The organism is Micromonospora sp. NPDC005220, from assembly GCF_040607895.1.
In the GTDB taxonomy this organism is placed as follows: domain Bacteria; phylum Actinomycetota; class Actinomycetes; order Mycobacteriales; family Micromonosporaceae; genus Micromonospora.
In genome coordinates this window covers 1-11,615 of sequence record NZ_JBEXHP010000147.1, presented here as the reverse complement: position 1 = coordinate 11,615, position 11,615 = coordinate 1, and the positions used below count along the sequence as shown (strand labels likewise).

At 72.5% G+C, this 11,615-nt stretch carries 7 protein-coding genes; 6 read left to right on the top strand and 1 reads right to left on the bottom strand.

Annotation, left to right across the window (positions count from 1 at the left end):
* Positions 1 to 61: 61 nt before the first annotated feature.
* Complete coding sequence (locus ABZU52_RS29775; RefSeq protein ID WP_354974275.1) at positions 62 to 2,770, bottom strand: glucosidase; 2,709 nt, start codon at positions 2,768 to 2,770, stop codon at positions 62 to 64.
* Between the two features lie 42 nt (positions 2,771 to 2,812).
* Here ABZU52_RS29775 and ABZU52_RS29770 point away from each other — a divergent pair, with 42 nt between their 5' ends.
* The 6 genes from ABZU52_RS29770 (at position 2,813) to ABZU52_RS29745 (ending at position 11,569) form a co-directional block, all read left to right on the top strand.
* Positions 2,813 to 4,756: an amylo-alpha-1,6-glucosidase gene (locus ABZU52_RS29770; RefSeq protein ID WP_354974274.1), complete on the top strand. Its 1,944-nt coding sequence runs from the start codon at positions 2,813 to 2,815 to the stop codon at positions 4,754 to 4,756.
* A 137-nt stretch (positions 4,757 to 4,893) separates the two neighbouring features.
* The gene (locus tag ABZU52_RS29765) at positions 4,894 to 6,228 is read left to right on the top strand and encodes a glycosyltransferase family 4 protein (protein ID WP_354974273.1); all 1,335 of its coding nucleotides are present in this window, start codon (positions 4,894 to 4,896) and stop codon (positions 6,226 to 6,228) included.
* An 83-nt stretch (positions 6,229 to 6,311) separates the two neighbouring features.
* The gene (locus tag ABZU52_RS29760) at positions 6,312 to 8,006 is read left to right on the top strand and encodes a protein kinase (RefSeq protein WP_354974272.1); all 1,695 of its coding nucleotides are present in this window, start codon (positions 6,312 to 6,314) and stop codon (positions 8,004 to 8,006) included.
* A gap of 119 nt (positions 8,007 to 8,125) precedes the next feature.
* Positions 8,126 to 9,751, top strand: coding sequence for a serine/threonine-protein kinase (locus tag ABZU52_RS29755; RefSeq protein WP_354974271.1), 1,626 nt, complete (start codon positions 8,126 to 8,128; stop codon positions 9,749 to 9,751).
* A 103-nt stretch (positions 9,752 to 9,854) separates the two neighbouring features.
* Complete coding sequence (locus ABZU52_RS29750) at positions 9,855 to 10,664, top strand: metal-dependent hydrolase (protein WP_354974270.1); 810 nt, start codon at positions 9,855 to 9,857, stop codon at positions 10,662 to 10,664.
* A complete protein-coding gene (locus ABZU52_RS29745; protein WP_354974269.1) occupies positions 10,661 to 11,569 on the top strand; it encodes an amidohydrolase family protein in 909 nt (302 codons plus the stop codon). The genes ABZU52_RS29750 and ABZU52_RS29745 overlap by 4 nt, the downstream gene beginning before the upstream one ends.
* Positions 11,570 to 11,615 lie beyond the last annotated feature (46 nt).

The following is an 11,615-nucleotide window of genomic DNA, read 5'->3' as shown; positions in this document are numbered from 1 at the left end:
GGTGCGGGCACGGGCGGGCGCGGGCACGGGCGGGCGCGGGCACGGGGCGGAAGGTGTGCGGTCAGCGGCGCAGGGTGAGGATCAGGTCGGCGACCAGGGCCGTCCACCCGGTCTGGTGCCAGGCGCCCAGGCCGGCGCCGTTGTCGCCGTGGAAGTACTCGGGGAAGGCGATCAGGTCGCGCCAGTCCGGGTGGGTCTGGAACATTTGAGCGGCACCGTAGATCGGCCGGCGGCCCCAGTCGTCCTGAGTGAAGAGCGAGATCAGCCGGGCGGAGAGGTCGTCGGCGATCTCGTCCAGGGTGCGCTTCACCCCGGAGCGGGTCGGGTACTCCACCTGGAGGTCGTCGCCGAAGAACGCCGCGTAGTCCCGCAGCGCGCTGATCAGCAGGAAGTTCGTCGGCATCCAGATCGGACCGCGCCAGTTCGAGTTGCCCCCGAACAGCCCGCTTGTCGACTCGGCCGGCTCATAGCCGACGGAGAACTCCTGCCCGCCGAGGGTGACCGAGAACGGTTTGTCCAGGTGTGCGCGGGACAGCGTACGGAGGCCGAAATCGGAGAGGAACTCGTCGGGGTCGAGCATCCGGGCGAGCAGGCGAACAACCTGCTCCGGGCCGACCATGGACAGCAGCCGCTGCTGCCGACCGTCGGGGCCGAGGCGGCGGGTGCCGATCACCTGGGCGTACTCCGGGCGGTTGGTGAGGAACCAGCGCAGCCGGGCGCCCAGCTCCGGTAGCTGGTGCAGGGTCCTGGCGGTGAGCCGGGTGGTGGCGGCCAACGGCAGCAGCCCGACCACGGAGCGGACCTTCAGCGGCACCTTCGTGCCGTCGGCGAGGCGCAGCACGTCGTAGAAGAAGGCGTCCTCGTCGTCCCACAACCCCTGCTCGTACGCGGCGGCGGCGATGTAGGCGAAGTGCTCGAAGAACTTGGTGGCGGTGTCCACCCAGGTCCGGTCATGTTCGGCCAGCACGATCGCCATGTCCAGCAGGTTGAGCGCGTACATGGCCATCCAGCCGGTGCCGTCGGACTGCTCCAGCACGCCGGCGACCGGCAGCGCCGCCGAGCGGTCGAACGGCCCGACGTTGTCCAGCCCGAGGAAGCCGCCCTCGAAGACGTTGTTGCCGCCGGTGTCCTTGCGGTTGACCCACCAGGTGAAGTTGAGCAGCAGCTTGTGCATCACCCGGGCCAGGAACTCGTAGTCCCGGCCGCCGTCGATCTCGAACACCTTCAGCGCCGCCCAGGCGTGCACCGGCGGGTTCACGTCACCGAACGCCCACTCGTACGCCGGGATCTGCCCGTTGGGGTGCAGGTACCACTCGCGGAGCAGGAGCAGCAGTTGCTCCTTGGCGAAGCCCGGGTCGACCCGGGCGATGCTCACGCAGTGGAAGGCCAGGTCCCAGGCCGCGTACCAGGGGTACTCCCACGGGTCGGGCATGGAGATGACGTCGAAGCTGGTCATGTGCCACCAGGCGCTGTTGCGCCCGTGCCGACGCCCGGCCGGCGGCGGGGTGGAGCCCGGGTCGCCTTCGAGCCAGCGTTTGACGTCGAAGTGGTAGAACTGCTTGCCCCACATCAGCCCGGCGATGGCCTGCCGGGCGACCAGCGCCTCGTCGGGTGTGGCGGCCGGCGGGATCACTCCGGCGAAGAACCGGTTCGCCTCGGCCCGCCGCGCCCACACCACGGCCTCGAAGCCCTCGCTCAGGTCGGCCGGGGGCGGCGGCGCGGCGGCCGGCGGCGACGCGGTACGGGTGAGCCGCAGCCGGATCTGGCGCTGCCCGCCGGCCGGCACGTCGAGCACGTAGTGCAGTGCGCCCTTGGTGCCCTCCCGGGCCGGGTTGACAGTGGCCGCGCCGTTGACGACGTGGTCGTTGATGCCGTCCTTCGGGTACGGGGACCGGCCGGGCAGGCCCCAGAGCCGTTCGGCGTTGGTGTCGTTGTCGCAGAGCAGCGGCACCGGGCCGCCGTCGCCCTCCAGCAGCAGTTGACCGAGCACCCGGTGCTCGCCGACGAGCCGGGTGCCCTGGCCGGTCAGCCGGGGGATCCGATCACCGCCGGGCAGACCCCAGGACCAGGTGTTACGGAACCACAGGGTGGGCAGGACGTGCAGGGTGGCCGCCTGGTCGCCCCGGTTGGCGACGGTCACCACCATGCAGAGGTCGGTCGGGGACGCCTTGGCGTAGTCGACGGTCACCGCCCAGTACCTGTCGTCGTCGAAGATCCCGGTGTCCACCAGCTCGTACTCGGTGTCGTCGCGGCCGCGCAACGCGTTCACCGCGACGAGTTCGTCGTACGGGAAGGCGGCCTGCGGGTAGTGGTAGCGCCAGCGCATCCAGGAGTGGGTGGGCGTGGAGTCCTCGTACCACCAGTACTCCTTGACGTCCTCGCCGTGGTTGCCGCCGTCGCCGCCGAGGCCGAACATCCGCTCCTTGAGGATCGGGTCCTTGCCGTTCCAGAGGGCCAGGGCGAACGCGAAGGTCTGTCGTTCGTCGCAGACGCCCGCCATCCCGTCTTCATTCCACCGGTAGGCTCTGGACCGCGCGTGGTCATGCGGGAAGTAGTCCCAGGCCGTACCGTGCTCGCTGTAGTCCTCCCGTACCGTCCCCCAGGCCCGCTCGGACAGATAGGGACCCCATGCTCGCCAGTCCTGCTCCCCCGAGTCGGCCTGGGCGAGCCGGAGCCGCTCAGCGTCGGGTGGCGAGGCGTCGGAGGACGATCGGTCAATGATCACGTGCACATCTTTGACGTCGCCGCGGTACTTGACCACAGCGGCCATTCTCGTCGTGGCGTGTTACACCCCGCCGCCGGTGGAGGAAAGTTGATCGACATTCACTTCGGCCCGCAGGTCTGCGGCGATCTGACCAGCGCGGCCAGCCGGGAGTGGCTGGTCCCCGACGGCCTCGGCGGGTACGCGATGGGCACGGTCGGCGGGTTGCGGACCCGTCGCTACCACGGTCTGCTGGTGGTTCCCGGCGAAACGCTGGCGTCCCGCCAGGTGGGACTGGTCAGCCTTGATCCGGCGGTCACCCTGCCGTCCGGCGCCCGGGTACGCCTCGGCGCGCACGAGTGGGCCTCCGGTGACGTGGACCCGCGCGGCTTCGAGCTGTTGGAGCGCTTCGACCTGGTCGACGGGCTTCCCCGGTGGCGGTGGCGGATCGGCGCGGTGGTGATCGAACGGGAGTTGGCGATGCTGCCCGGCCGCTCCTGCGTCGCGGTGGTGCACCGGCTGGTCGCCGGCGGTCCCGTCCGACTGGAGCTGTCGGCCGCCTGCACCTGGCGGGACGCGCACGGCGAACGGCGGGCCGACGGCCCGATCCCGCAGGTCGAGGCGGTGGCCGACGGCGCGGTGGTCGAGGGCGCGTACCGGCTGGCCGGCCCGGGTTGGGTGCCCGAGGGGCAGTGGTGGCTGGGCGTGCACCACCGCGAGGAGGCCAACCGGGGTCTGCACCCGGACGAGGACCTCTGGTACGCGGGCCGCTTCTCCGGGGAACTGGAACGCCCCGGCGACACGGTGTCGGTGCGGGCCTGGGCCGGTCGACTCGACGAGGAGCCGCCGCCGGCCACGGAGATCGTGGCGACCGCCCGGCGGCGCAACCGGCGGGTGGTGGCGACGGCGAAGCCGGCCGACGACGTGGAGGCGACCCTGGCGCTGGCCGCCGACGCGTTCGTGGTGCGCACCAACCAGGCGGCTGTCGACGTGGTGGCCGGCTACCCGTGGTTCGGGGCGTGGTCGCGGGACACGATGATCTCGTACGAGGGGTTGTTCCTCTGCACGGGTCGCGCCGACGAGGGTCGGGAGCTGCTGCGGGCGTACGCGGCGACGCTGTCCGAGGGGATGCTCGCCAACACGGCCGACACCGGTCGGGTGGAGTACAACACCGTCGACGGCACGCTGTGGTTCCTGCACGCGGTGAGCCGGCACGTCACCGTCACCGGCGACACCGACCTCGGCGACGAGCTGCTGCCCGCGCTGCGCGCCGTAGTCGACGCCCACGTGGCCGGCACCCGGTACGGGATCCGGGTCGACCCGGCCGACGGGCTGCTCACCCAGGGTGCCGCCGGCACCGCGCTGACCTGGATGGATGCCCGGGTGTACGGGGTGCCGGTCACCCCGCGTACCGGCAAGCCGGTCGAGGTCAACGCGTTGTGGATCAACGGGCTGGCCGGGCTCGCGGAGCTGGCCGAGCTGGCCGGGCAGAACGCCGACGAGCTGTGGCGACACCATGGGCAGGCCACCGCCTCGTTCCGGGAGCGGTTCCCGGCCCCGACCGGGTGGTTGCACGACGTACTGGACGCGCCCGCGCCGGCGTACCCGCTGGGTGGCGCGGCCCTGCACGACGACGACGCGTTGCGCCCCAACCAGCTGCTGGCCTGGTCGCTGCCGTACGCGCCGATGGAGCCGGACGAGGCGACGCTGCGGCGGATCGCGGCCGGGCTGCTCACCCCGCTCGGACCGCGCAGCCTCGCCCCGGACTCGACGGAGTTCGTGGGTCGGCACCGGGGTGGCCCGGCCGACCGGGACGGGGGCTACCACCAGGGCACGGTCTGGCCGTGGCTGCTCGGCCCGTACGTGGACGCTGCCCGCCGGGGCAAGATGTCGGTCGATGACGTGTTCGTCGGCATTGAGTCCCATTTAATGGAATATGGGATAGGCTCGGTGAGCGAGACGGCCGATGGCCTCGCGCCGCACACCGCTACCGGCTGCCCGTTCCAGGCCTGGTCGGTGGCCGAGCTGCTGCGGGTGCGTCGAAAGGGCCAGTAGCGCTTTACACGACCGCAACGGTGGTGTCGCCGCTGGTTATCGCGATCCCGGCAGGATTGGCCTCGATCCAGACGCGACGGCGACATCGATTCCGGTGTCGGTCGGCGCGCGCCCGGGGACAACTCAAAGGGGGCCGCATGTCACTCGATGCCCACGTGATCGACATCAACCCCGCCCGACAGCTGCGGGTGCTGATGCTCTCCTGGGAGTACCCGCCGGTGCTCGTCGGCGGTCTCGGTCGACACGTGCACGCCCTCTCCGTCGCCCTCGCCGCCGCCGGCCACGAGGTCACCGTCGTCACCCGGCACAGCGACGGCGCACCCCTGGAGGAGTACGCCGAGGGCGTGCGCATCCTGCGCGCCCCCGAAGACCCGGTCACCTTCCCCCTCGCCACCAGCTCGCTGCTGGCCTGGACGATGGCCTTCAACCACACCCTCACCCGCACCGCCCTGCGCGCCACCGAGGCCGGTTCCTACGACGTCATCCACGCGCACGACTGGTTGGTCGCGCACACCGCCGTCACCCTCGCCGAGCACCTGGACCTCCCGCTGGTCACCACCATGCACGCCACCGAGGCCGGGCGGCATCAGGGCTGGTTGCCGGAGGAGATGAACCGCACCATCCACGGCGTCGAGCACTGGCTCAGCGGCTCCTCCATTCGGGTGATCACCTGCTCGGGTTACATGCGTGACCAGGTGACCGCGCTGTTCGACGTGCCGGCCAGCCAGGTCGACGTGGTGCCCAACGGGGTCGACGACCGGGCCTGGCGGGCCCGTCCCCGCGCGGTCGCGTCGGCCCGGGCACGGTTCGCCGGGGACGGCCCGCTGGTCGGGTACGCCGGACGGCTGGTCTACGAGAAGGGCGTCCAGCACCTGGTGCACGCCGTCCCCCGGCTGCGCGAACGGCACCCGGGGCTGCGGGTGGTGATCGCCGGCGACGGCCCGTACCGCACCGAGTTGGAGGCGGAGGCCCGGCGGCTGGCGCTCAGCTCGACCGTCCGGTTCACCGGTTTCCTCGACTCCACCCAACTACCGGCCATGCTCGGCGCCACCGACGCGACAGTGGTGCCCAGCCTCTACGAGCCGTTCGGCATGGTGGCGCTGGAGGCGGCGGCCGCCGGAGCGCCCCTCGCCGTGGCCCGTACCGGCGGCCTCGCCGAGATCGTCGAACCCGGCGTGACCGGGGTGACCTTCCCGCACAGCGACCCGGACGCGCTCGCCGGCGCGGTCGGTCAGCTGCTCGGCGACGAGGTCTTCGCCCGGCGGCTGGCCCGCCGGGCCCGCACCATGGTCGGCGAGCGGTACGGCTGGGCCACCATCGCGGCCCGCACCGCCGCCAGCTACGCCACCGCTCGTCGCGAGCACGGTCCCGTGCAGGCCCGACGCGCCGCCGCCCGACTGGCCGGCGGACGGACCCGGATCGCCATTCCGGAGGGGAACCTGCTCGCCGCCGCCGACCACGCCGCATGCTGAGCTGAGTCGGACGACCGATAGGTCACTTCCGATCCGCTGGTTAGGGTGTAGCCCGGACAGCGGCTGAGGAGGAGCGTGCACAGGTGCTGATCGCCGGTCGGTACCGACTGCTCGACCTGGTGGGTCGCGGGGGCATGGGTCGGGTGTGGCGCGCCCAGGACGAGATGCTGCACCGCGAGGTAGCGATCAAGGAGATCGTTCCACCGAGCTGGTTGGCCGATCGTGAACGGGCCGAGGTGCGCTCGCGCACCATGCGGGAGGCGCGCGCCGCGGCCCGACTCAACCACCCCGCCGTGGTCCGGCTCTACGACGTCGTCGCGGTCGACGGCAACCCGTGGATCGTGATGGAGTACGTCCCGTCCCGCACCCTTCAGGACGTGGTGGACGCCGAGGGGCCGCTGGAGCCGGCCCGCGCCGCCCGGATCGGCCTGGCCGTGCTCGACGCGCTACAGGCCGCGCACACCGCCGGGGTGCTGCACCGCGACATCAAGCCGCAGAACGTGCTCGTGGCGCACGACGGGCGGGTGATGCTCACCGACTTCGGGCTGGCCACCTTCGACGACGGTGACGGCGCGATGACCCGCCCCGGCATGGTCCTCGGCTCCCCCCAGTACGTGGCCCCGGAGCGAGCCGCCGAGGGGGCGTCCACGGTGGCCGCCGATCTGTGGTCGCTCGGGGCGACCCTGCACGCCGCGGTGGAGGGGCGGTCCCCGTACGCCCGCAGCACCGCGATGGCCACCCTGAGCGCGCTGGCCGCCGGCCCACCGGACCCGGCCCCGCACGCCGGGGCGCTCGCGCCGGTGCTTGACGGGCTGCTCCGCCGCGACCCGCACGACCGCCTCGACCACGACACGGCCCGTCGGTTGCTCACTACCGCCGCGACCGGCCGGGCCGACCCGCCGCCGTCGGCCGACCGGCCCTCGGCCGACGGGGCCGCGCCTGGCCCGGTCGCCCAGCCCGCCGACGACTCCGACGACCAGCACCCCACCATTCCGCTGCCCGACCCGGCCGTCGGCCTGGACGCTGCGGCCGCAGCCGGCGGCGTCGCCCCGACGCCAACCCCGGATCCGGCGGCCGCCGGGCGTACCGCGCGCCGGGTGGCGGTGGTCGCCGTGGCGCTGCTGGTGGCCGTCCTGGCCGGCGTCGGCACCGCGCTGACCGTCACCGGTGACAAGCCCGGCAACACCACCGGCTGGTCCTCCCCGCCGCCGAACCGTCCGCCCAATGGCGGGCCGTTCGGCCCCGGCCCGCCGCCCGGTGGGCGGGACGTCCCTCCGCCCCCGTTCGCGTGTGTCCGCCCCGACATCGTCGGTGCGCCCGTGCAGGCTGGCACGCCCAACCCGGACGAAGAGTTCCGGCCACCACCCGGCTGGGTCTGGTACGCCGACGCCGCCGGCTTCCGGGTCTCCGTACCGGCCACGTGGCTGACCTCCCGCGACGACGGAGTGGCGTGCTTCCAGGACCCGGCGACCGGCCGGACCTTCAGCGTCACCGAGGGCGGCGCCGCCGAGCCGGTGCAGCGGCTACGGGCCGTCCGCGACGCGGCAGCCAGGGCGGGCGCTTTGCCGGGGTACGACGAGATCCGGCTCGCCGGGGGCGACGGCGGCGCCGAGTGGGAGTGCCGCTGGCAGACGCCGCACGGGGGTTGGCTGCGCGCCCGGCAACAGATCCTCGACGCCGACCGCTGGACGCTGGGTTGGATCACCGACGACAGGGACTGGGCCGGCGCGGCAGCCGACTGGGAACTGGTGCGAGATAGTTTCCGACCACCCCGCTGACCTGCACCGTATGGCCATGATCCGGACCACCGTCCGGCGTGGATCGAGGCCGCTCAGTGGATGATTAAGCCGGCATCGGTGGCTATCGTGGACCCCGGGGTGACCGAGGGGGAGCGACCGTGCATCAGTTGCTGATCGCGGGTCGGTACCGGCTGCTCGACCTGGTCGGCACCGGCGGAATGGGCCGGGTGTGGCTTGCTCGCGACGAGATGCTGCATCGCGACGTGGCGGTGAAGGAGGTCGTGCCACCGTCCTGGCTGGCCGAGGCCGAACGCGAGGAGTTGCGGCTGCGGACCCTCCGTGAGGCACGCACCGCCGCCCGGCTCAACCACCCCAACGTGGTCCGCATCTACGACGTGGTGCACGACCGGGAGAGCCCCTGGATCGTGATGGAGTACGTGCCGTCGCGGTCGGTGCAGCAGATCATCAGCGCCGAGGGGCCACTGAGTCCGCAGCGCACCGCCCAGATCGGGCTGGCGGTGCTCGCCGCGTTGCGGGCCGCGCACGCCGCCGGAGTGCTGCACCGTGACGTGAAGCCGCACAACGTGCTGGTGGCCGACGACGGGCGGGTGGTGCTCACCGACTTCGGGCTGGCCACCTTCGACGGCGGTGACGGTGTGATGACCGGCCCCGGCACGGTGCTCGGCTCACCGCAGTTCGTCGCCCCCGAGCGGGCCCGCGAAGGGGTGTCGGATGCCCGCACCGACCTGTGGTCGCTGGGCGCGACGCTCTACGCGACGGTCGAGGGGCAGTCACCGTACGCGAGGTCGAGCGCGATGGCGACGCTCAGCGCGCTGGCCACCGAACCACCGGATCCGATGCGTCGGGCCGGCCCGTTGCGTCCCGTCCTCGACGGCCTGTTGCAGCGCGACCCCTGGCGACGGTTGACCGCAGCGGAGGTCGAGCCGTTGTTGAGCAGTGCCGCGGCGAGCCACGACGAGTCCGCCGGGTCGGTCCGGTCCTCGGCGGTCGCGGCGGTCCGCAGCGCCGGCCGGGCCATCGCGCCCCATCCGGTCGAACCGGTGACCCCGCCCGACGCACCGGCGACCCCGACCCCGCGCCCGCCGAGCCGGCCCCGCCGACGACGCCGCCTGATCGCGCTGGGCGGTGCGGCCACTGCCCTGCTCGTCGCGGGAGGCGTCACGCTGGCTCTGCTCAACCGACACGACGAGCAGGCCCCACCGTCCGGCGCTGGCGGCGGCGCGCCGACCTCCCGGCCGGCCGCGTTCGCCTGCGCGTCGTCCCCGCCACCGTCGGCGACCCCGGTGGTGTCGGTGGCACCACCAGCCGACGTGAAATACGGGTTGCGCGAGGGTTGGACCTGGTACGACGACCCGACCGGTTTTCGGATCGCCGTGCCGGTGGGTTGGGCGCGCTGGACCGAGGGACCGGCGACCTGCTTCCGGAGATCCGGCGAGTCCCGGGTACTCAGCGTCGAGGTGGGGCCGGCCCGCGCGGACCCGGTGGCCTACTGGAAGGCCGAGGAGGCCCGGCTGACCGCGAGTGCGGCGCTGCCGGACTATCGCAAGGTGGACATCTCCGCGATGGACATCTTCGAGGGTGGCGCGGTCTGGGAGTGCGGCTGGCAGAACGCCCTCGGTGTTCCGGTGCACAGCTTCCGGCTGCTCGCCAACACCTCGGCGGACCGTTCCTACACCGTCTCGTGGTTGACAGAAGAGTTCGACTGGCAGGTCAACGCGGCATACTTGCCGATGATCCGGCAGAGCTTCACCCCCACCCTGTGACACGGTCCGATGTGGACCTGCCGGGTGATGCCCCTGCGGCGCCGACGCTGACTACAGTGGCGTAGTTTTGGGCGCTCAAGATCCCTGGGGAGGGTGAGCCGAGATGATGGGACCGCAACACGCGCTGTCCGGCGCGGCGGTGTGGCTGACTGGCTCCTGGGCGTTGGAGCAGTTCGCCGACTACCACCAGTCGCCGCTCGCGTTGGCGGTGGGCACTGCGGTGTGCGCCGGTGGCGCGCTCTTTCCCGACCTCGACATGTCGGGCAAGGTCACCAAGAACCAGGGTGGCGCCACCGTGGCCCGCACCTTCGGGGTCTTCTCGCTCTTCGCCGCCGAGGTGATGGAGAAAATCTCCCTCGGGGTCTACTACGCCACGAAGCTCAGCAGGGACCCCCGCCGCAACAACGGGCACCGGACGCTGACCCACACGCTGCCGTTCACCGTGCTGGTCGGCTGGGGCACTACCGCGCTCTGCGCCGCGTACGGCAAGTGGGCGGTCATCACCATCCTGTTCTTCATGTTCGGCCTGGCGCTGCGCGGGCTCTTCGACGAGTGGGCCGAGCGGGCCGGCTGGGTGATCATCACGCTCGCGTCGGCCGGCGCGGCCTGGTTCACCTACGCCAACCTGCCGGGCGGCCGCGGCTACCCGCTGATCGGCACCGCGCTGGGCGTGGGCTGCTTCGTGCACATCCTCGGCGACATGATCACCCGAGCCGGCGTGCCGATCCTCTGGCCGATCCCGATCAAGCGGCGCATGTGGATGATGATCGGTCTGCCGAACAGCATGGCCCTGCGCGTCGGCAGCAAGGCCGAAGTGGTCGGGATGCGCATCGCGCTGACCGTCGTCTCGGCGCTCGCCACCGTCGGCCTGCTCGCGCCCTCGGTACTGAGCCGATTCGACATCGACATATGACCGATCGGGCGTCGGCAGTCCCGCCGGCCGCGGACGAACACGTACCGGAGTTCTGCCGCGCCCTGGGGCTGCCCGGCCTCGCCGACGTGCACGTGCACTTCCTACCGCCGCGACTGCTGCGTCGGGTGTGGGCCTACTTCGACGCCGCCGGGCCACTGGTCGGCACCGAATGGCCGATCCTCTACCGGTGGAGCGACGCCGACCGGGTCGCGCACCTCCACCGGCTCGGGGTGCGGGCGTTCAGCGCCTTGGCGTACGCCCACCGGCCGGGCATGGCCGCGGACCTCAACCGCTGGACGCTGGACTTCGCCCGCGCCACCCCCGGGTGCCTGGCCTCGGCCACGTTCTACCCGGAGCCGGAGGCCCCCGGGTACGTCGAGGCCGCCCTCGCGGACGGTGCCCGACTGTTCAAGCTGCACCTCCAGGTTGGCGGCTTCGCGCCGACCGACCCGGCGCTGGACCAGGTGTGGGGCATGCTGTCGGACGCGGGTGTGCCGGTGGTGGTGCACGCCGGGCACGCCCCGGTGGGGACCGCGCACACCGGCCCGGACCCGTTCGCCGCCCTGCTCGCCCGCCATCCTCGGCTGCCCGCCGTGGTGGCCCATCTGGGCGCCCCGGACTACCGGGCCTTCCTCGACCTCGCCGAGACGTACGAGCAGGTCCGGCTGGACACTACAATGGCGCTCACGCCCTTCTTCGACCAGTTCGTCCCCTTCCCCACCGACGAGTTGCCCCGGTTGCGCGAGTTGGGCCTGGCCGGCAAGGTGCTGCTGGGCAGCGACTTCCCGAACATCCCCTACCCGTACGCCGACCAGGTGACCGGCCTGGCCCGGCTGGACCTGGGCGACGACTGGCTACGCGCGGTCTGCTGGAACAGCGCCGCCACCCTCTTCAACCTGACCTGACCAGCGCCCGCCGCGCCCCGCGCCCCGCGCCCCGCGCCCCGCGCCC